Consider the following 24,708-nt stretch of genomic DNA (forward strand, 5'->3'; position numbering starts at 1 on the left):
TCTCCCTGTTGATCTGGCTTTATACAAGTTCATCGTAAAGCTCTTTCATCTCCGCAATAGCCCCAGGTACACGTTCACTGAACCAGGTCACATCCTTCATATCCAGCATAATGTTTGGATACATACGAGAGAGTGTCGATACAAGAATACCGTGCTCCGCGAGCTTGCCATTCAACAAAATATCAAAGGACATCAATTCAAACGTATAATCGGCCGTACTGCTAAGCTCTTCGGTGCAGCAATGATAGGAAGCGCATCCCGCTGGGCCTTGAACAACAAGGGGCAGCCCTGCCTTCGCTGCTTCCCTTATGAGAATGTCATGAATCATCTCAGCGTGACGATTCATACGATTCATGGCTTCTCCTCCATTGCGGCCCAACATTTCGAGCGTTGCTTTCACCGCGGCTGTGCCTAACGGATAACCGTTAAACGTTCCCGCATGAATGACTTTTTTGTCCACCAGCAGCTTCATGATATCGGCCCGGCCAACTAGAGCAGACACGGGAACACCTCCGCCAGCAATCGCTTTGCCCAGAGTGGTCAGATCAGGCGTAACACCAAACATCTCCTGAGCCCCGCCAAGTCCCATACGGAACCCTGTAATAATCTCATCAAAAATAAGTACAACCTGATGATGATCACATAGTTGTCTGACCTTTTGCAGATAACCTGGAGCTGGCATGACTCCGCCACCGTTTACACAAACCGGCTCCATGATTACTGCTGCAATGTCATCACCATGTTCAACAAACAATTCTTCTAAACGGACAGCATCGTTCCAAGGCAACAGATAGGATTGGGATTCCATGACATCCCTTGCCCTTCCCTGTGTTCCCTTCATGTCGCCAGGGTAGTCCGAAGGTACGGGCAATCCTGTCCGGGGCGTTTTACCGCCCATAATGTTATCTGAATTGCCATGATAATGACCTTCAAAACGAACAAAACGATTTTTTCCTGTCCAGGCGCGGGCAAGGCGCAGTGCATTTTGTACAATCTCCGTACCCGACAATCCAAAGCGGATCATCTCAGCTGAAGGAACATATTGATTGATTAATTCCAATGCCTCAGCGTCCAGATCACAATGGCTTACCGACAGAACACGATCAATCGTATCCTTCAGGCATTCGTTATATTCCTCGTTCCCGTGACCTACGATGAGTGCACCAAAGCGGGCATAGAGATCCAGATACTCACGGCCGTTCATATCGGTTACCCTGCTTCGGGAAGCATGGGCAAAGTGCAGCGGTGTCTCCTCCCAGGGTAGGTGGAAATTATAATGCACACCGCCAGGAAGGTGTTGTTTCACTCGCTGGTTATACGCCATCATATTTGAAGTAATCATCGCGCTTCGCCTCCCCGATATGTTTGAATCACGGCCGCATATATTGCCAGCAACTTCGACTGATCCTGCGAATCATCCAGCGAATAAGCAGTGATTGAAGTGTCATACTCGGCAATCATATTTCTTGCACTCTGGCCTGGGCCAACATCCATCCAAATGGTCGCACCCAACCGCCCAATTTGCCCTAAAGCCTGAATCCAGTGAATCGGCTGCAACAGCTGGGCTGTCAGTAACCTTGGGATATCCTCTGCTGCTCGGATGAACTCTCCGTTCACTGTGGAACATATCGCAAATGAAGGCTCGGAAAAGGCAAGCTTAGATACCATCGCTTCCATCTCAGGCTGGATAAATTGCATCAGTTCGCTATGATATGGTGCATCTGCTTTCATAGGCATCATGCGGAAGGGAATAAATTCCCCTCCAGCTTGATCTACGAGATCATCCAGCAAACGCAGACCTCCCGCCTCACCTGCAACAACGAATTGGTTAGGTGAGTTATACCCTGAGATAGTCACGTAATGAACCTCTCGAATATTAGCAACGATGTTTTCGAGTTCTGCTTGACCCATATCAACGACAATGCCTGCTCTGCCTTTCTGCTCCTGTATCGCACGATGCATCAAAGCGCCCCGTGAAGCCGCAAATTGGACTGCATCTGCAAACTTTAATGCACCAGCAGCCACCAAAGCAGAGATCTCTCCCAGGCTGTGACCAATCGCATAATCTGGATTAATTCCTGTCCGGCGAACGAAGGAATCAAACAACGCATAACTTGCTGTGAGGACAGCGGGCTGAGCATATTCGGATTGTGTCAGTTGCTCTAGTGAGCCGGCCAGAATCAAATCTCTGAGATCAAATCCAACAACCTCACTCGCTTCGGCAAAAATCAACCGGACTTCCGTTTCCCTGTCTAAGAGATCACTGCACATGCCGATATATTGGCTTCCTTGCCCTGGAAATAATGCGCAGATTGTCATAGCCCACCGCCACGCTTGTAATAGGTTTTCAGCCCGTAGTGTGAGATCATCTCCTGCTGCATCTGGGAAGAGCCTTCAATAATCTCCAGGATCTTAGCCTCCTTGTACAGTCTGGACACCGGATACTCACTGCTAATTCCATTGGCTCCATGAACCTGGAGCGCATCATTTGCAACTTCTACTGCAATTTTGGATGTAAAATATTTGGCAATCGTCGTTTCCATGACAGCCTGCGGATCCTTGGCTTCTCTAAGCTCGGCTGCCCGCAAACATAATGCCCTTGCTGCATGGACTTTCGTTACTGCATCACCAATCATGCCGCGAATGAGTTGAAAATGGCTGAGTTTCTGGTCAAATTGCTTTCGCTTACGTGAATAGGTCACCATGGAGTCAAGAGCCTCCTGCGCTATAGCGAGTCCTGCCCAAGCGATGCTATATCTGCCCTGATCAAGCGCACCGCTTACGATGTACTCAAAGCCTTCGTGCATACGCCCAATCAGATGGCTTTTGGGCACACGAACTTCATCAAGACCAATTTCAGCGATTCCTGTCTCGCCGCCAACCATTACCCCTTCGATGGCTTGTGTCTGCACACCGTCAAATTGGCGTTCAACCCAGAATGCTGTACTTCTCCCCTCTTGAGAGGCAACAATAATGAATACATCCGCTATGTCTCCAAAGGTTATCCACTTTTTCTTTCCATTAAGTACATAACAGTCCGCTTCTTCCCGCCAAGTTGTCTTTACGTTTTTGGCATCCGATCCAACCTCGGGCTCTGTCAGTCCAAACGCTCCGATCCATTCCCCGCGGACCAACTTGGGCAGCCAGGACGACTTTTGTTCTGGCGATCCGAAACGTACCAAGGTTTCGCTCACCAATGAGGTGTGTACCGTCAATAAGCTTCGAACCGCCGGAAGTGCTTTACCAAACACTTCCGTTAACAGTCCGTATGCTTTAGGACCAAGCCCCATTCCCCCATACTCATGTGGAATCGATGCAGCTAAATACCCTCTTTCGGCCATAGCACGAATTAACGAACGGGGGATGGACTGCTGCTCCTGAATCTGCCGGGCATGAGGACGAATCTCACGGGCAGCAAACAACTCGGCTTCATGGAGAATCTCCTGCTCCTGTTTCGAATCCAGTTCAATCATTCGACTGCCTCCCCTTGAAGAAGCGATTCATGAAGATATGAAGCGAATTCTGCAATCGTCTTGTATTCAAACAACGCAACAGGACTAATATCCACCTGTAGATGTTTACGAGTACGATTTATGATCTTGAGTGCCTGAACAGAAGAAACCCCTATTTTCAAAAAATTCGTTTCTTCATCAATCTCATCAGGTTCCTGTTTCAGTGCGGCAGCGATTTCGCCTTTAATAAACCCTTCAATCTCTTCTCTTGTCATATCAAGACCTCCGTTCCCTGATTCACCTCTACCCAATGTACATGTGGCTCGAATGGATGCGCTGGTAAATGTACGATCTGGCCCGTTCCATCGGGATGCAACTGTTCCCAATCCAGTGAAGCCCCCCGCACGTAGAGCTGTCCCAGCAACAAGGCTAATTGTTTTTCCATAGTAAGCGTTGTCGTCGCAGACAAGTGGATATAACTCTCTTTGCCTGTTCCTCCTGCAGGTTTGACCCCATCACCTGCAGCCAGCATCACAACAATATCAGCATCCGCCATCGGGCAGCTTGTGTCCTGAATACTTCCGGATGTTATTTTGCTTCGGTTCAGCATGGTTGTCTGCTTATCTGGAGCCTGGATGGAATACGCCTTATCCTTCAGCTGGAGCTGGGATACCATTTGTTCTCCACCGTCAATGCCACGAACCTCCTGGATGGAAGGTACGGCACGCATGAGGGATTCAAGCACGTTCACCCAATACTCCTGATCAGCCAGATCCAACTTATTTCCTCCAACAACGATGTTGACGCGGGCGGCTCGGCTTCTCGTTTTGAAGCCAAATTCCAAGCTTTCCTGACTCCACTCCCCAGTGCCGCTTACAGTTACAGCAGCACGGTAACGATAATGTTTTCGATACCTGTTCCGTGTAAAGCACAGATCTGTCAAGCGCAGATCCTGATGTTCTTCCATATATTGTTTGGTGTTATGAATCAGCTTCTGCAACGCCTGCTCTGACTTGGCAGAGAAGGTTAACAATTGATCCCGTTCCGAGTCCTGTCCCCAAACTGCCGGTGCGTTCCACTCCTCCAGCACAATATGGGCATTCGTACCGCCAAGACCAAATGAACTGATACCTGCTTTACGTGTTTTCCCTTCGGGTACCTTCCAGTCTGTATGCTCATTAACGATATAAAATGGAGACTGTTCCAGACGAAGAGCTGGATTAGGGTTATTCATATGCAGACTTGGAGCAAGTTCCTTGTGCTGCATACTAAGCAAAACTTTGGCCAGACTGGCTCCACTGGAAGCTGCGAATAGATGTCCAATATTGGTTTTGACCGAGCCTAGACCGATAGAGGTTTCTTCGCCGTATCCTTTCTCCTGAAACAGACGGAGTAACGCATTCACCTCAATGGGATCTCCAATTCTTGTTCCTGATCCATGCGCCTCGATATACGAGATTTCTTTTGGATTGAGATTGGCATCGTTATATGCAGCACGTAGCACTTCATACTGTCCCTGAGGATTAGGTGCCATAATGCCTAACGAATATCCGTCGTTATTCACCGCTGTGCCACGGATTACGCCATAGATATGTTTATTCGCGCGAACTGCCTCTGTTAGCGGCTCCAGGTATACAACTACTGCACCCTCCCCAATAACCGAACCATCCGCCTCCTGATCGAACACTTTGGTGTGTTGTGTAGATGAACAGATTCCGGCATTACGCGATAACTGGTGCACATGAGGTGTTGCCAAAATGCTCGCACCGCCTACAACCGCGCCAGAGATACGTTTGTCCTGAATCGCCGCCACCGCTTGCGTCAAGGCAACGAGAAAGGAAGAACAAGCTGTATCAATAGCCATCGCCGGGCCCGTGAAATTGTATAAATGTGAGATCGATGCCGCTGCGATATTGGACATATTGCCAACCATCGCATGAGAGTGCACCTCGAATCCCTTGCTACGATTCATGTAATCTACAACGAGATCAAAGTAAGAGCTGGGATTAATACCGACATATACACCAACATCACGTTTCTCCTCCTGATCCACGATCATGCCTGCATCCTCGAGCGCCTCATAGGCAACCTCCAGTAATTTTCGGTGCTGCGGATCCATAAATGCAGCTTGTTCCGTTGGCATTTCAAAAAATTCGTGGTCAAAGGTGTCCGGGTTCTTTAATTCTCCAATCCAATCTGTCCAATCCGGCCGTTTGGAGCGTACAGCCCGTTCCAGACTCACCTGATCCACACTGTCCAATCCTTGAACGAGATTTCTCCAGAACTCCTCTTGTGTATCTGCATCAGGCAGCCGAAGGGACAACCCTGTTATTGCAATCGCTCGGTGTACATTCAACTGATTATCCGGGCGTATTTCCTTTTCGAGTGACGTATTCTCTTCGGGAAGTTCCTGAAGATACTCGACCATTTCTTGTACCGTTCTGCCAAAGACGAGTACTTCCTGTCCCAGTTCACGTCCAATGTGTGCAGACAGCTTATCAAGTAATTGGTAGGCAAGAATGGAGTTTCCCCCTAGTGCCAGAAACGGAATATCTGTGGCTACTTTCTCCACAGGTAACTGTAGAACCTCAGCCCAAGCCCCACGCACAGTCTGCTCCATAGTTAAAGGATGAACGCTCTCCGCGATGGACTGTGATTGGTTTTGAAGGAGCATCGCTTCAATGGCCTCGATATCCTTGTTAAATGCACCGCCCTCATACTCGTTTCTCAGCATAAAGCGCTGAACTTTGCCACTGGTCGTTTTCGGAATAACCTTAATTGGAAGAACATGAGTAATCTCAATTCCTAGACCAGCCCTCATCCGATCTATTAAGTCCTTCCTTATTTCCAGAAACTGCGGTGTACTCGATTTAAATTTCACAAATACAAGCAGTTCTTCTGTTTGAGAAATGTTGTTGAAATGTCCCACGACCGTCAGATTGCCTCTTGGAATACTGCCATTTTGATATAAAATTTCTTCCAAATCATGTGCGTAATGATTTTGCCCACGGATAAAAACGATATCCTTGATTCGCCCACTTACAACCAGGGAGCCTTCCGCCATAAAACCGAGATCCCCCGTCTTCAGCCATCCGTCCACGAATAGCTCTCGATTGACCTCTGGCAGATTATAATAGCCGGAAGTTACCGATTCCCCGCGAATCTGGATTTCACCCACCGTGCGCTCATCGACAACTTCGCCGTGCTCATCGGCTATTCGAATCTGGATTCCCGTCATCGGATAACCTTCATGCACAAACTCAATCAGATCTGCCGGGTCATGAACAGCGGCATCCACCGGAATCGCTTTTCCTTGTTGCACAAGCGCTTTACGTGATATTTGTTCGATGCGCGGTTCCTCTTCCAACCTCCAGGTACACACACCCACAGTTGCCTCAGCCATGCCGTAAGCAGGAAACATCATATCCGTGCGGTAACCACAGGAACTGAATTTATGAGCAAATCGTTCAATGACTTTGGTTGATATAGGCTCGGCACCGTTTAAGGCCATGCGTAGCGAAGACAAATCTAGCGAAGCCAGTTTGGAATCCGGGATCTTTTGAACCATCCATTCAAAGCCAAAGTTTGTGCAGCAAAACCACTTCCCTTGATGTTCCGTAATTTTGCGCAGGAACAAGTGAGGTGATCGTACAAAGGTATACGGAGACATAACCATTAGATTAGCAGCGCTTAGTACAGTTGTTAGGTGTTGCCCAAACATTCCCATGTCATGCGTATGAGGCAGCCAGGTAAACACGTTATCTCCTTCTTCAGCACCAAGGAAAGTCTTGCATGCAATACTATTCGCAATAATATTGCGGTTGGTTAACTGTACCCCCTTAGGGATACCTGTACTTCCTGACGAAAACTGTAGAAAAACGACCTCTTCAGGAGCAGTCAGACTTATTTCAGCAAGTGTATAGCTTGTCTGAAGCTTGCTGACGCTAATGCAGTTCAATCCCTCAAAAATTGGACTCTCAGCAAGCTGCTTGTATTTTGGCAAAAATGCTTCTTCTACCACTACAGCAGGTTTCCCGAGGATTCCCCAGATTTTCGTGAATTTCTCCAAACCAGCTGAACCCGGCTCCCAGGAGGCAGGAGGACTGACCGGGGCGACAATAATGCCACCCAGGATGCAAGCCCAAAATGTACGATAAAACTGCTGTGAATGATCAATCTCTAATATAACGACTTCTCCCTTAGCTAACCCGCTCTCAAGCAGGCCTTGGAGATACAAACGTCCTTGCTTCAGCAGCTCAGGATACGATTCAAACTGTTCTTCTCCAGATGAACTGATATAAGTGATTCCCTTATCCGGATGTTTGTCAGCGATATACATAAGAAGTTCAGCAACTGTTGCATAATGCTCCGGCACAATCAACTCCGGCCCTCGTTGTATGGATTTACTGGACATGTTGCACCTCCACTGCCTCATTATGAACTTTCACTTTTACATTCCCGTGACTGCCGAGTTGCTCCTCAATCTGCTGTTTTAACCGCTCCATATCCAAACCTGTATGACAACCCAGGTGCACGTAAATAGAATTTTCATCATATCGAATGACCCATTCCATATATGCGAGGCTCGGATTAGAATCTGAGTCATCAATCTGTTCCGACTCTGGAATTGTCTCCTCGCAGGAGATAAAGCCCTGGAAGTTGAACAAAATAAGTTTCCTTGGTTCCTGACCCGTCTGTCTGTAAGCTGCAGCCAATTGTTTTTGAATTTTGGAATATGGAGACCTCATGACCGAATCATCTGTTAGTGCCATAAAGTTAATACTGTGTCGTTTCGTGAAATCTAGGCGTTCCATCAAATCTTCCTGAGCAAAATCAGCATGCACAAGAATCGGAATCAGATCGAGGAATTCACCCACGTGATCATAATAAGTTTCTTGTCCGTACTCTCTGCCGTAATGCACAAGCGCAACAGGCAACTCATCTGTATTCAAATAAGATGCGACAATGCCGGCAAAGGATTTGAAATAATTCCACCAGGACTCATTAAGATCTTGGTCTGTAATATCTGTACGCGGTATTTCAACCGTTATGGCGGAGGGCTCTGACTCGCCTGCGGTGATTAACAGTTGATTCATAACGCTACTATTACATTGCTGCCAAGCCTGAATGGAGTACTGCTCCTCGAGCTCATGCTCAGTGATGTTAACAGGTCCCCGAGACAGCATGTTTACATAATCCTCGTATTTGCGTATTTCCAATGAACCTTCTGTATCAATCATCCCAGCTTGCTGGTTACGGGCAATTGCCGAATCAAGTTGCTGCTTGATGATCTCGGCGCTCATGCCATCAAAGGCAAGGTGATCGAAACTCCAAATCAGTTTGTGCTTACTAGCTCCTGTTCGCAGAATACACAGACGCCATGGCAATCCATCGAGTGTATAAGAATTGTGTAATAGCGACTGAATTAATTTGTGCTCCATTTGTTCCAGCGTAGCAAGGGCGTAGTGACGAACATCAAGATACGGGATGAGCTGTTGCAACATATCTGCTGCTTCGGACAAATCACACTGATGCCACTGTAACGTGTCTTCCTCATATATAATGCTGTGTAGCAACTGATGACGGGCAATCACCCCGAGAATCAGTCTTTTCACAGTAAATTCATTTAAATTACCCTCCAATATAGTTGTAAAACCGCTTGTTCGCGCAGTTGTAGAAGCGTGTGCTCGTTGAATTGGAGATAGTGGGAAACGACCGATAACAGGTGTTCCCGCCATAAAACTTGAAACCTGATTACAATTATTCAAGACATGTAATGCCAGGCTGTCCAATTGTTTCTCATGAAGTGATATGTCTTGGGGAACTGCGATAGGGGACTGAATTTGCAGGCTTTCTTCGAATAAACTGGATGGGGAATTCAACATTTCCAGCGAATTCGCTAACGCTTTAACTGTAGGATATTGGAATAATTCGCTCACACTGATGGCAATTCCTTCTTTTGACAAAATTTGCGTAAGTGCGATACCTTTAAGCGAATGTCCGCCGTTTTGGAAGAAATGATCGGTTACGCCAAAGTTAGGATTACTCAGCACCTTTCTCATCGCTGCAAGGATTTTTCGCTCGATCTCCGTCAGGACAGAATCTGTCGCTGTAGGAACGGACTGTGCTTCTACCAGATCGGCTAAAGCCTTCCGATCCACCTTGCCGTTAGCATTAATAGGCAGATGATCCATTCGCCAGATCTGTGCAGGTACCATATATTCGGGCAGTCGCTTGTGCAACTCTGTTCGAACATCATCAACCGCTCGTGCAGCGCTGGATTCACATGTATAAAAGGCAGTGACATATAAACTTCCGGAAGCATCTGTGGCTGTCATCACAAACGAATCCCTGATTCCCGGAAGCTGCTCCAAACAATTGTGGATCTCGGATAACTCGATTCGGAATCCCCTGATTTTCACTTGAAAATCAGATCGTTCAATAAAGATCAAGCTGCCATCAGGTAGACGCTTGACGATATCGCCCGTCCGGTACATCCGTTCGCCTTTGCGGAAAGGATCAGCTATAAAATGTTTTAAAGTCAACTCTTCCCGGTTCAAATACCCAATGCCTACCGCATCCCCGCTGATGTATAACTCGCCTGGCACATTGGCAGGAACAGGATTCATATCCTCATCCAGAACATATAGAGCTGTATTGGACAACGGATAACCTATTGGCAGAGAGTCGGTATACGGCTCTGTTTGCTCCAGCAAATAATAGGAGGCAAAGAAGGTCGCTTCCGTCGGTCCATATCCATTTAACAGTACGCCTGGACCGACACATGCCATTGCTTTATTTGCGTGGCTCACGGATGCCGCTTCGCCCCCAAACATCACTCTGCGAACATGTTTCAGACATGCTGCATCCCAATCCACCAGCATATTAAACAACGAGGTTGTAATGAAAAATACAGAGATCTGCTGCTGACGAATTACTGCCGCCAGACGAGCCATATCTAGAATAATCTCTTTTGGTATGAGTACCAGAGTGGCCCCATTGATTAATGAAGCAAAAATATCAAAGATCGAACCGTCAAACGCATAATTGGAAACTTGTAAAACCCGGTCCTCAGGCACCACCGTCACAAAATTGCTTTTCTTCATCACTTTAATGACATTGCGATGACTCATCACCGTGCCTTTTGGCGTTCCGGTCGAACCTGACGTATAGATGATATATGCCGGATCGGCTGCAGCAGTCTTTATTTGCTGGACTATAGGCTCTACAGACTCTCCTGAAACAAACGAACCCAGTTCTACAGACGGAATCATGACACGTGGAACCACCGATTTCCATGCCGAGGCATACGATTCTTCGGTCAAGAGTATAGAAGCATTGCAATCTTGTAAGATAAACTCAATGCGAGCCGGCGGTGACGCCGGATCAATTGGTACATATTGACAACCTGTTGTTAGTGTAGCAAGGATACTAATCATCTGGATCGGTCCGCGGTCCAGGATCAAAGCAATACTTGAGCCTGATGCCACGTCTTGTTCGAGTATGCGGGATGCAAGCTTCTGGACTTGTGCATACACATCAGCATAACTCCACTCCTCGTCCCCCCACACCAAGGCGGTCTTCTGTGGATGTAATTGAACCTGTTCCTCAAATAGTTCGGGAATCGTTGCTTCCCGCGGATAGTCCATGTGATTGTCGTTGACACCGAACAACAGCCATTCATCCTCTTCAGGCACAGTAAGCTTGATCTGGCGAACCTGCTTAACCTCCCCTGTGACCATCTGAGTTAAGACATACCGGAACTTGTCCATCATCATTTCCATGGATTGTGTATGGAACAATTCAGAACGATATTCAAGTTCAAGCGTATACTGTTGCTCGTGTTCAACGACCGTCCAGGTCTGATCAAACTTGGCATCGACCTTGCCTTCCATCCAGGGTTCAACTTGTAATGTCCCTGCTTCAAGCTCATCCGTACCCATATTAATGTAATTAAGAACAATATCGAAAAGCGGATTACGGCTCCCATCACCCATCAGATCAAGCTTCTCAACCAACGCTTCATATGGATATTGCTGATGTTCATAGCAGGATAACAGCTTGCTGCGAACCTCGTTCAGATAAAGCTCAATAGGCTGATCTTTGTTTAATATAGTACGAATGGCGAGCATGTTTACAAACATACCCATGACGTTATTCAGTTCTGGCTTTTCTCTTCCTGCTACAGCTGTACCCAAGACCAAATCATGCTGTCCCGTGTATTTGGAGATCAACACATTTAAAGCCGCCATGAACAACATGTATGGAGTAAGCCCCTGTTTTGCACAAAAATCATTAATCTGTTCACTTAATTGTTCTCCAAGCTCAGAGCTAATTCGGCCACCCTGGTTAGAAAGTTCCCCACGTCTAGGGTAATCTGTAAGCAATTCGACAGGCGCAGGCACATCCTTGAATTCCCCAAGCCAAAACGCCTCATCTTCGGCAGCATGCCCGATTGATGTAGATTGATCAAGCCATTCAGCATAGTCCTTGTACTGAATCGATAATGGTTCTAAAGATTCTCCACTGTACAACCGAGCAAATTCTTGCATAAGAATCGCGATGGAGCTCTGATCAGAGATAATATGATGCATATCTATGAACAGAATATGTTCCTCGTCGGACAGGCGGGCAAGTTTTACGCGGACCAGTGGTGCTTGGGTCAGCTCAAATGGTTGCAGCCATTGCATCAATTGCTGCTCTGGCTCTTCTTTTTCAAGTTCCAGCAATTCCACCACACTTGGAACCTGATCCTCAATGACCTGATACAGTTCACCTTCAAACATTTCAAATCGCGTACGAAACGCCTCATGACGCTGCACGAGAGCATCCATCACCGTTGCAAAATGTGCCGTATCCAGCTCACCCTGCAACCGGTAGGAACTTGCGAGATTGTATGCTGTGCTCTCCCCTTGCATCCATTCATGTACCACGAACATTCTTCGTTGCGCAGAAGTGGTCTTGTATCGGTCTTTGTATGCTGCCGGTAAAATGCTGTCTCCTGCTCCCGAATGCTCCAATCCCGTGTCTTGTTGCTGATCAATCCACGCCACCATACGGGCAAAGACAGAATGATCGAAAACATCCTCTAGTCCCATCGCAACTCCAAATGTTTCCTTGACTCGCGATGCCAGAGTGATAGCTTTTAAGGAATGTCCGCCAAGCTGGAAGAAATCATCTTCCGAGGTTACGGACTCACAACCAAGCAATTCCTGCCAGAGCTGTGCCGTTGCGTCGTATATTTCATCCCCGGTCAACCGGACTCCGCTCTTGCCACCCATCATTTGTTCCGGTGAAGAGTTCCCCGAAGCAGCAGCCTGTGGCATACCCGAAAGCAGGTATAGCGGAACATCATGCTTATGAACGATTGGATCGAATGAATAGGTCGGAAGAGATATCTTTTGCCCCGATCCCTGGCCATTAACCTGCTCCCAATGGAGTTCAATGCCTCTGCACCAGCAATATCCCAATGTTTTCATGAAATAGATATCTGCTTCAAGTGAGCTGGAACGATCTCCAGTAACAGAGATAACCTGCGCATCCTTCAACATATCGTTGTCAACAAGCTCATCGTTCTGCAGCGGATAGGCTGTAACCCAAAGTGTATTTTCCGCAGACTGTAAAAGATTTCTCGATGTGCCGATTGTACTCATTGCTTCACATAAGGTACCTTCTTGTGTCTGCCAATCTTCACGGCTATATAACAGACGCACTGCATGAGCCAACTCAAGCGTATTGCTAATTACTTGTCCGACCAGTTCACCGACACCTTCTCCACATATTCCATCGGGTTTAATCCCTGACTCAATCAACGTTGCAAACAGAGCGTACTGCACCACAAAGCAATACATAAATTTCAGACGTGAATCCTGAATCGGCCTGCCTATACTCTGGCGAAGTGCATACTGTTCCTTGGATTCAAAAAAGTTCAGTACTTCTTCAAAGTGTTGCTTGAATCGATCAGACACTAGACTGCGGTACCTGGAAGCATAAAGTTCCCGAATTACGTGTGGTTCCCATCGGACATTCCCACGGATGTAGAACATCACTCTAGGTTTATTCCCCTGTATCACACTCGCTTGTGCCTCATGTTCCTCCACCTGATCTTGCGAAGGGACGTAGCCATCCACAACGACAAGAGCTTTCCGGTGATTAAATCGCCCTCTCCCTTCTTGCAATGTCCAAGCAGCGCTCGGCACCTGTTCCGGCATGTTTTCGAGTGCCTGTAAAATCGATTGGTACGTTCGATTCAAAGCCGATTCGCTCTTGGCCGAGAACGGGAGTAAGTGTACAGGCTGGTAGACACTTTGACTCTCTCGTACGGGCGGTTGCTCCAAAATCACGTGAGCATTCGTGCCGCCAATCCCGAAAGAACTTACCGCTGCGCGCAGAACCTGCTCCTGATCTTTGAAGTGTTGCGGCTCCCGATTAATGTAGAAAGGACTGCGTTCCAGTTCCAGCATGGGATTGCTTCTTTCCATATAAATTTGCGGCGGAACTGTTCGGTGATGCAACGTTAGAACGGTTTTGATAAATCCAGCAACACCAGCTGCAGCGTCCAGATGACCGATGTTTGCTTTGATCGAACCGAGAGCGCAATAATTACGTTTATCCGTTCCCCAGGACTGTCTAAGTGCTTCGATCTCGATGGGATCACCGAGCTTGGTGCCTGTCCCATGTGCCTCCACATAATTGATTTCCTGTGGAGACACCCCCGAACGGTCAAGTGCGGTTTGAATGACCTTCACCTGTCCGGTAACACTTGGCGCAGTATATCCGATTTTATCCAATCCATCATTGTTAATCGCTGAGCCTTTGATCACGGCAAAGACCTGATCCCCATCGCGCAAAGCATCACGAAGCGGCTTCAGCACAACCATGCCGCACCCGTTCCCCGAAACGGTACCTGATGCCTGTTCGTCAAATGCTCGGCAATGCCCATCCTTGGAATAGATCATGCCTTCATGCCAGTGATACCCTTCTTTGAGCGGATAAGAGATGGACACTCCCCCTGCGAGAGCCACGTCACATTCTCCCCGGATCAGTGATTCTGCTGCCTGATGAATAGCGACGAGCGAGGTCGAGCATGCCGTCTGCACAGCCATACTTGGCCCTCTTAGATTCAGCTTGTGAGATATACGTGTCGTAATATAATCCTTCTCATTCAGCGTCATCGCTTCAAAAGCTTGCAACAGATCACCTGAACGACCCAAGAATTGCACCATCCAAGGTAAACTCAATCCGCTTCCGGCAAATAAACCGATGGAACCTGAGTACCGATATGGATCACAGCCTGCATGTTCAAGTGCCTCCCAGGAACACTGATGAAGCAGTCTAATCTGCGGATCCATCATATTGGACTCCTGATACGGGTATTCGAAAAATCCGGAATCAAAAAACTCGGTATCTTGCAAAACGCCTTTAGCTCGCACATATTCAGGATGTTTATACTCTTCAGGCCGCACCCCTGCTGCTGCCAATTCTTCTTCAGTCAGTCGGGTAATGCCGTCCTTACCTGCCATCAGATTGTCCCAGAACTCCTCAATATTTCTTGATCCTGGAAAACGACCGGCCATACCTATAACAGCGATATCCGATGGGGAAGTGCTTCTGTTCCTGCTGTTCACATCGGCATCTGTTTTGATATTTATTGCCTGTTCTTGGCGTTTTCGCTGCTCCTCCACCAGATCATGGGCGGCTCTGTCCATAATCACTCTTTCTTGCATCATGAAAGGATCAGGTTTGACCGCAGTGCTCGTGCTCGCGATGACTTCCTTGGATACATGTTCTTGCTCACGTTTATTCTGAACAGGGACATCCACAGCAGTCAACATCTGTTCAGACATCAGATAATCAACCAGCGAAGTAATGGAAGAGTGTTCAAACAACTGCACAAGCGGAATATTTTTCCCCAGATATGCGTTTAACCGGTTATTAATTAAGATCAGACCTAGCGAGTTACCGCCAATATCAAAAAAGTGCTCTTGTACTCCGACATGATCCCGGTTCAACATCTCTTTCCATGTTTCAATCAGCATCTGTTCCAGCTCTTTGCGAGCCTCTTCTCTTCCCACTGGAGAAGAGGAACCAGCAATGAAAGATGGAGCTGGCTTCTCATTAGCTTCGATCGCCTCAATAGCTCCAAAGTCAGTCCATTGAAGAGCATTCCGATTCAGTTTGCCATTCGGCAGAACCGGCAATTTGTCTAGACGAATGATGCGTGAAGGCATCATATACTGTGGCAACCTCTGTTTGAGCCAAGACCTAAGCAATGTGTCCTGCTCTTCCTTATTTGATACACTTACGTCCGGCTTCAAGCTGTAGTAGAGAACCAGTTGCAACCGCTCAGGCTGGTTTCCTTCGACCGTCACGACGGCTTCTCTTAAACGTTCATAGCTCATAGCCATTTGCTCGATCTCGTTTAATTCGATCCGGTACCCTCTGATCTTCACTTGTTGATCCAAACGTCCTGCTAGTTCGACCTCTCCGTCCTGCAACACACGAGCCAGGTCACCTGTCCGGTACATACGTCCACCCAAAACCTTCGCATCGTCAATGAACTTGGCAGTCGTTTCGCTCATATTATTCAGGTAACCTCTGGACACCCCGCGGCCTGCAATACAGAGTTCCCCATACTTTCCGGGAGGCAGTAGCTCACCCTGCTCATCCATGATATAAAGCTCCGTATTAGCAATGGGTTTGCCAATCGTGATGAGTCCAGATTGTTGCAACTCTTTGGTCGTTGACCAAATCGTCGTTTCTGTAGGGCCATACATATTAAAGACACGGGCGGACGAATATTTTTTAATATCGGTCAGAAGCCCTGCCGGAACACTTTCTCCCCCCGTAAGGACACACCGAAGATGAGAAAGTGCCTTGGCAAATTCCGAATTCTCAACAAATGCTTTAATCCGAGACACCGTGCTGAGAATGTGCGTTACGCCATGCTGCCTTATCCGGCGCGCGGCAAGAACGGGATCAAGCTGCTCCTGCTCGTCTGCCAAATATAGAGAATATCCTGTACACAATGGTGCCCACACTTCAAATCCGAAAATATCAAAAGACACCGTTGTTACACTAATCATTCGGTCTGTTTCATATTCAAAAATGTTTCGGTGTCTGATGTCTTCCACAAAATTGACCATCGCTTCATGAGTAATCATCACCCCTTTAGGCCTTCCGGTGGATCCAGAGGTGAAGATGACACAAGACAAGTCAGAAGACAGGACGTCCACATTTGGATTAATAGTTGAACGTTCGTCAGCAAAATCAGGCTCATAAACGATGCGTTCTCCTTCAAAGGCCACGACATCGGCCTTATTAGCAGTGCACAGCAGCAACTTCATCTTGCTATCTTGCATCATGTCCAGAATACGTTGCGGTGGAAATGCTGGATCTATAGGCAGATAGGCTGCACCCGCTTTAAGTACTGCGATCAACATAATAATGAGAGTTTCATTCCGGCCAGTTAATATGCCCACAGGTTCATCTCTGCGCACCCCTCGATCAATTAGCTTCCAAGCCAGCGCATTCGCTCGCTCATTAAGCTCAAGGTAGGTAAGTTCCTTGCCCGAAGAAACAATAAGTGCAGTCTTGTCTGGTGTACGCTCTGCCTGTAGTTCGAACAACCGATGCAAGCTCAGGGTATGATCATAATGCAAAATGGGTCCCGCCAACCGATGAACCTCAGCTCCCGAAGCATACTGGACTCGTTCATACAGTTGACCTAGAGGTGCATCCGGTTGCTGCACAACCTGCTCACATAGTTCAATGAAGTCCTGAATCATACGCTCAACTGTTTCCCCCCGGAACAGGTCTAGCGCATATTCAATGTATCCTTCGATGACTTGCTGTTCCCTGTTCTCCTGACATGTCAGCAACAGGTCATAGGTTGAGACTCCAGTCTCCACAGGAATAGAACTGAATTGAAGTCCATGAAGTTCAAGATCATGCAACTCCATGTTCTGATAATCAAAACACACATCAAAGATGGCATTACGGTTCAGTTCCCGCTTAAGTCCAAGCTGCGTTACAAGCTCATTGAATGGATACTCCTGATGCGCAAAAGCATCAAGTGTATTCTGTTTCAGCTCTTGTAAAAAGCCAGTATACGCCCGATCTGATGTTGGATAATTCCGCATGGCAATCATATTGACAAACATTCCGACTGTTTCTTTCCATTCTTCCTGTAACCTACCGGCTACAGGGGTCCCGACTACGATGTCCTGCTGACCTGTTCGACTCGCTAACAGAAGATTCCATACACTCAACATCACCATATACATGGAAACTTCCGTGGATGAAGCCAGCTTGTGCAATCGCTCCGATAACGAGTGGCTCAACGTGAAATGAACTCGTTCACCTTGCATCGCTCGCTGCAATGGACGATCATGGTCAAGCGGAAGCTGCAGTACAGGCGGCGTCGGACCCAAACGTTCCAGCCAGTATGTTTGATGCGGCTGATATGCCTGGGAGGTAAGACGTTGCTGTTGCCAAACCGCATAATCTTTGTAATGTAACCGGACAGTGCGTTCCTCCCCAAAATACAGTGCATTGAAGTCACGTGTAATTAACTCAACTGAAGTACCGTCCGCAATAATATGATGTATATCAAAGAACAACAGATGCTTGCGCGCTCCTGTTCTAATCAGATTCACTCGCATGAGTGGAGCATGATGAAGCACAAAAGGACGAATCAGTGTCGGAATCAAAGCAGAAATCTCTTGTGCATCGGCTAAATACTGCTCGGTAAAGCTGAAATCTAAAGGAACGGATGGATGAACAATCTGCACGACTTGATCTCCGCGTATTTCAAACGTCGTTCGAAGTGCTTCATGACATTGCACCAGCTTTTCCAGTGCAGCCTCTACTCTGGCATGATCCAAGTCTCCTTCGATCAGGGTGGCCGACGGCAAATTATACGCCGTGCTATTTGGATCCAGCATTGATTGGGTGAACATACGCATCTGCGCAGATGAGATCGGATAGGCATCCATAATCGGTGCAGCCTCAATCATGTTCTGCTTCTGTACTTGCGGCTCAACCATCGCAAAGAGATGTTCCGCCAGTTGGGCTGGAGTAGCATGGTTAAACACATCCGCAACCTCTGCCTGAATCCCGATGGAAGACCGGATCGATGCGGACAAACTGACTGCTTTCAGCGAGTCTCCACCAACGGCGAAGAAATTAACATGCTCTTCCAGGTCGTTTATGCCAAAAATGGTTTCATACGCCTCCAGAACAACCCGTTTCATGGCCCCCAGACTACCTGCATAACCTCCCGCAATGGAAAGGGACGTGTTGCTATATCGTTCACTCGTCTGAGGTGTATGTTGACTACCGCTTGTTCCTTCCAACGTCGCACCACCAATAAGCGACTGACCAATGGGATAATGCTGCTTATCAAAACGATAGGTTGGCAAGGAGCATTTGCGGCGTACGTTCTGTCCCTTGAATACCTTCCACTTCGGCTCGATGCCCTCGCACCATAACTCGGCGATTCTGCGGGTGGTATACAGCACGTCCGGTTCTGTTTCTCTAACATGACGCAGCATATTCAATACGGTTTGTGTTTCCTTGGACTGAATGTGCTGTCTCACAAACGAGCTTAATGTGCGTCCTGCCCCAACCTCGATGAATACAGCTTGTTCTTCTTTTAACATTTCCGCCAGATTTGCTTCAAACAGAACGGGTTCTAAAATATGCCTTGCCCAATAGTTCGGATTTACGATCTCATCCGGCAATGCCCATGTTCCGCTTGTATTGGAGAGCAATGGAATCTGCGGGCTGTGCAGCAAATAAGCCGACAGACTGTGTTCAAACTCCATCGCAGCATCCTTCATCATCGGTGTATGGAAGGCATGGGAAGTTTTCACACGAACGCATTTCCAGCCGAGTCTTCCAGCCTTTTCTTCCATTCGGCCAATTGCCTCTGCTGTCCCGCCAATAACACTTGAACCTGTTGTATTAACCAGAGCCAGCCACGTATCTTCTTCCAATTGGGATTTTACCAACTGAGAGTCCTCCATGATGGCGAGCATGACACCGGGCTGTTGTTGCTGCATCAAACGTCCCCGTAGTCTTACGATCTGTACAGCATCTGCAAGATCAAATACACCTGCAACCACAGCTGCTGTCAGTTCTCCGATGCTATGTCCAATCATGCCGTCTGGCCGGATACCCAGATCGATCAAAGATTGAGCCATAGCATAACTGGTCATGAATAGTGCAAACTGGCTGTACTCCGTCTGGTTAATTCGCTCTGGATGCTCATCACCGTATACAACAGAAAGAATCTCTCCCCGTTCTTCTTCAGCTAGCAGATCCAGAATCTGCTGTACATGCTTCTTGAACAGCGGTGCAATGCCCGACTGTTCTGTCGATTTGTACAATGCCACACCCATGCCTTGATACTGACTGCCCTGCCCAGGGAACATAAAATAAACCGGGCGCCGATCTTGCGGCGAATGAACCATTTTTGCCTTCTCCAGCTGACGTATGAATTGCTCGGGATCATCTTTCCAGCTTTTATCCAGAACCAGTGCCTTACGATAAGCAAAACCTGTTCGACCGGTCTGCAATGTCCACGCTGCATCCGAAACGGACAGCTGTGGATGCTGTGCGAGATGCTCCATAATTTGTTCAGCAGTGCGGCTCAGCGAGTACTCTGTTTTGGCTGAAAAAAGCAATACATTAACATCATCATCCGGACTGCACTTGTCCATCTTGGGAGCCTCCTCCAATACCATGTGAGCATTCGTGCCTCCCACACCAAATGAATTAATCCCTGCACGCAGAACACCAGCTTCACCTGGTTTCCAGTCCACCCCTTGCGAGTTGACCTTGAAGGGCGTGCTTGCAAAATCAATCTTCGGATTCGGCTGTTCATAATTGGCGGTACCCGGGATATAACCTTGATCAAGGCTAAGTGCAACCTTAATCAAACCAACGACGCCAGCCGCTGTATCCGTATGTCCCACGTTGCCTTTTACTGAGCCAAGATAACAGAACTGCTTTTTCTCGGAGGCAAAAGCACGTGTCAACGATTCGACTTCAATCGGATCACCCAGAAGTGTGCCTGTGCCATGCGCCTCAATGTAACTAACCGTTTCGGGATCAACTCCGGCTGCCTGATACGCATCCTGAATGACCTCTGCCTGACCGCTTACACTTGGCGCAAGAAAGCTAAGCTTCTCCTGACCGTCATTATTAATGGCTGAACCTTTAATGACCCCGTAAATATGATCTGTATCTCGCAAAGCATCGCTTAACCGCTTCAACACCACGATCCCCATACCATTGGAGAACACCGTGCCGCTTGCGGCTGCATCAAATGGACGGCAATGGCCATCCGAGGAAAACATCATGCCCTCCTCGTACACGTAGCCACCTTCATTCGGCAGCTCCACCGTAATTCCACCAGCTACAGCCACATCGCATTCCCCAACGATTAAAGACTGGCATGCCAGATGTGGAGTCACCAAAGACGTTGAACATCCCGTAAGAGCTGTATAAGCAGGACCTCTAAGGTTTAATTTATAGGCCATTCGCGTAGCCAAAAAATGATTGGTGCTGAGTGTAAATGCTTCATATTTACTGCTGTATCCCGCATCCCCAAACAGCACTTGGCGATACCACTCGAAGTCATCCGATCCACCGAGGAATACGCCAACTTTGCCTGCTTCATCGGGTCTGCACCCTGCATCCTCGAACGCTTCCCATATTCCCTGATACATCAGTCTGAACTGAGGGGACATCATTTTAACTTCGCCAGGTGTATAATCAAAAAAACCTGCATCAAATTCCTCAATCCCGTTGACCCGTCCTTTGGCTTTAACATAACGAGGGGAACGCAGCAACGTCTCGTCTACACCGAGTGTCCTCAGTTCCTCATCACTGTAAAAATGAATGCTCTCCTCTTGTGCCATCAGATTACGCCAGAATTCATGAATATCCTCTGCTCCGGGTACATTCACGGACATTCCTACAATGGCAATATCCTCACGCAGGATACCCGCTTTCCGCCCAAAACGTTCTTCTCGCAACATCGGTATCGGTGCTGCTTCCTGTTTTTGTCCCATTGCTGCGAACTGCCGCAATGTAGGGCACTCAAAAAAACGGGGCACCGGAAAGTCCACATCAGTACGATGTTTTAATCGATTATGGGCCTGAATAACGGAAAATGAATTGCCACCCAGTTCGAAGAAATGATCGTCTCTTCCGACCCTCTCCACCCCGAGTACTTCCGCCCATACGGCAGCAATCTCTTGCTCCAACTCCGTAGCAGGAGCAACGTAAGCCGTACTTGAAGTGTGAATATGCGTGGTATCTGCGATTAGCGCATTGCGATCAATTTTCCCGCTGCTATTGAGTGGGAACTCCGATTTATGTACAAAAACAGATGGAATCATATAGGCCGGCAGAGATTTGGACAAATGTTCTCTCAGATCAGCTATGGGCAATTCCTGTTCCGACAGATAGTAGGCATACAGTAAACCGGACCCTGTATCGGATGATTTCATCACAACAACGGTTTGAATGACTCCCGGGTAGGATGAAAGGGTATTTTCTATCTCACCTGTTTCTAACCTTGCACCCTGAATTTTGACCTGAAAATCAATGCGTCCCAGGTATTCAATCGTTCCGCTTGGCAGGGATCGAACCATGTCCCCAGTGCGGTACATCATTCTGAAATGATCAGGGTCCTTCTCTTCGTCAAAGAAAGGATTAGGAACGAATTTCTCCTTTGTCATTTCTTCCAGATTCAAATATCCACGTGCAAGACCTACACCGCTTAGACATAGTTCCCCCGGAATACCCAAAGGCTGCAATTCATCCCGGCTTCCCACGACATACCATCTGGACTCGTTCAGCGGGGAACCAATAGGTATGTTTCCATGCCCCTCATAGGTACTCAATGGATAATGGGAGACCCATATCGTACATTCTGTAGGACCATATACATTATCCAGGCTTGCCCGGATATTCAGTTTGTTAAATTTTTTAATGATATCGGGTGTGACGGCCTCTCCGCCTACAAATACCCATCTCAGCGTGTCCAGTCCCGAGAGATCAGAGCGAAGTTCCATCGTTTCGAGAAAAAGACGGAATAGCGTCGGTACAAAGTTGATATGAGTTACGTGATGTTCAGCTACTGTAGTCAAGATCTGATCAGGGTTCTTCTCCTCGCCTGGCGGCAGAATACTTAATGCTCCCTCACCCATAAACCAACCAAACAATTCTGTACAGGATACATCAAAGGTATACGCTGTTTTTAACATATACACATCACTTGCTTGTACTGGAAAACGACGTTCCAAATCGAGCAATGTATTGACCACACTATGATTTTCAATCATGACTCCTTTAGGTTTGCCCGTTGATCCCGACGTGTACATAATGTAGGCGAGACTGTAAGGATCTAAAGGCTCTTCGGGATTGGAACTATCTCCCGTGTATACCATCCCATCTTCTGTGTAGATATAGTGAGCCGGAAGAGAGTCATCCTCCACTTCTGGCCGGATGGCAATGACGGTGGATATATTCGCATCGGATAAAATATAGGCTTTTCTGGATACCGGATAGGAAGGGTCTAGGGGAACAAAAGCACATCCAGCCTTCAGAACAGCCAGCAAGGCGATGACCAGATCGGAAGAACGTGGCATCTGAACACCGACTGCCTCATTTTCGGTCTTTTTTCGTGCGATGATCTGTTTTGCCAGTTGATTGGCCTTTGCATTAACTTGTGCGTAGGTTTGTTTTTCTTTTCCTTCCAGTAGGGCGACTCGTTCTGGGTGATTTGTTACTTTTGTATGAAAAACATCGATGATATGCTGCGGAGTATAGGGAAAATATGAAGTTTGGTTAAATTGATGCAGCAATTGCTCCTGCTCTTCCTGCATCAGCAGGCTGTATTCACCAATGCTCTTCGCTGGTTCAGTTACCAGCTGTTGCATGAGGAACAAGAAGCGCTGACCCATTCGTTCAATGGAGTCTGCTCGAAACACATTCGGTTTATATTGCAGTTTCAGCTGTGTACCTTGAGGTGTGCCGTTCAATACAACCATCAGATCACCTGGGAAAGTAACCTTATCCTGTTCCACAAGCTGGCTTCCTGACAGATCATCCTCATATGAGTCATACACAAAGGAGATGTCAAATACCGATGGGGAACCTGGTTGCACCTGCAACATACTGTCTCTGACGATTAGATTATTGGGATAGCCAATGTGTTTATACGTATCGATCCAGGCTGCAGTAACTTGCTTAAGGAGAGAAGCAAATTTTGATTCAAGATCAATCTGGAACCGCATCGGCAACATATGTACAAAACAGCCAATCGTTTCTTCCAATTCGATACCCGGACGGTGGGAATACGGAGAAGCAAACGTGATATCCTCTTTGCCTGCATATTTATTCAAGAGAATGCTGAATGCCCCCATGAAAAACATAAATACAGTAACTTCATGGTCCTTTGACATCTGTGTAATGTCAGCCATCAACGCTTCGGGAATTTCAAAACGCTGCTCATGCCCCACACCGATCTGCGAACCGCCAGTCGGATAGTCATGCTGTAGTGCCATGGGCTCTGCGCCCTTCAATTTGGATAACCAGAATTCACGCTCCCGATTATACTTGTTCTCCTGTAACTTCAGGTTTTCTGCTTCAATATAAGAGATAAAACCTTGATCCTGTTTTACTTCCCAAGGTAGATCCTGCAGAATGCAGGTGTACGCATGGAGAAGTTTATTTTTTAAAAGTTCCAGCGACATACCATCACAGATTAAATGGTGGACACAGAGAGTAAGAACGTGTCTGTTCTCATCTATGTGTACAAGCATGATTCGAAACAGAGGGCCTTGCTCCAATATGAAGGGAGCCTGAATACATTCTTCAATGTATGCCTCCAGTTGTTGTTCCTTGTTGTCCTGATGTTCCTGACTCAGATCCCGCAAAATCAGGGAGTACTCCATATCATCTTGGATCGCTAGGACTGGTCTGTCCTGTTGTATCTCAATATGCGTGCGGAGTACGACTTGTTCATGCATAAGCAATTCAATCGAACGTCGAAAGGCTTCAAGTTGAAGCCTTTCTAATTGTATCGAAGCCGAGATGTTATAAGAAGAAGGATCATTCACTTGGCAATCGAAATAAATTCCCTTTTGTGTTTCGGAGAGTTCCACGGTTTTACGTACCATCACGACCACACCTCATTCATTAATTGAGATTCAAGCTGTGTTGTCATAAATCCAGTCCC

Annotated in this window: 6 protein-coding genes; all 6 read right to left on the bottom strand. The window is 47.3% G+C overall.

The features are described from left to right. Nucleotides 1–19: 19 nt before the first annotated feature. Genes EC604_RS02795 through EC604_RS02820 form a run of 6 tightly spaced genes read right to left on the bottom strand, consistent with a single transcriptional unit; the run spans nt 20 to nt 24,649 of the window. The gene (locus tag EC604_RS02795; RefSeq protein ID WP_123062636.1) at nt 20–1,342 is read right to left on the bottom strand and encodes an aspartate aminotransferase family protein; all 1,323 of its coding nucleotides are present in this window, start codon (nt 1,340–1,342) and stop codon (nt 20–22) included. Next, complete coding sequence (locus EC604_RS02800; protein ID WP_123062637.1) at nt 1,339–2,319, bottom strand: ACP S-malonyltransferase; 981 nt, start codon at nt 2,317–2,319, stop codon at nt 1,339–1,341. The genes EC604_RS02795 and EC604_RS02800 overlap by 4 nt, the downstream gene beginning before the upstream one ends. Next, nucleotides 2,316–3,473 carry an acyl-CoA dehydrogenase family protein gene (locus EC604_RS02805; RefSeq protein WP_123062638.1) on the bottom strand — a complete coding sequence of 386 codons (1,158 nt, stop codon included), beginning with the start codon at nt 3,471–3,473 and terminating at the stop codon, nt 2,316–2,318. Before EC604_RS02805 ends, EC604_RS02800 begins: the two co-directional genes overlap by 4 nt. Then, the gene (locus tag EC604_RS02810; protein ID WP_090914993.1) at nt 3,470–3,727 is read right to left on the bottom strand and encodes an acyl carrier protein; all 258 of its coding nucleotides are present in this window, start codon (nt 3,725–3,727) and stop codon (nt 3,470–3,472) included. The genes EC604_RS02805 and EC604_RS02810 overlap by 4 nt, the downstream gene beginning before the upstream one ends. Then, on the bottom strand, nt 3,724–7,866 hold the full coding sequence (locus tag EC604_RS02815) for a beta-ketoacyl synthase N-terminal-like domain-containing protein (RefSeq protein WP_161556837.1): 4,143 nt from the start codon (nt 7,864–7,866) through the stop codon (nt 3,724–3,726). Before EC604_RS02815 ends, EC604_RS02810 begins: the two co-directional genes overlap by 4 nt. Next, nucleotides 7,856–24,649 carry a non-ribosomal peptide synthetase/type I polyketide synthase gene (locus EC604_RS02820; RefSeq protein ID WP_123062640.1) on the bottom strand — a complete coding sequence of 5,598 codons (16,794 nt, stop codon included), beginning with the start codon at nt 24,647–24,649 and terminating at the stop codon, nt 7,856–7,858. Before EC604_RS02820 ends, EC604_RS02815 begins: the two co-directional genes overlap by 11 nt. Nucleotides 24,650–24,708: the final 59 nt, after the last annotated feature.

The organism is Paenibacillus amylolyticus, assembly GCF_003719335.1.
Lineage (GTDB): Bacteria > Bacillota > Bacilli > Paenibacillales > Paenibacillaceae > Paenibacillus > Paenibacillus amylolyticus_D.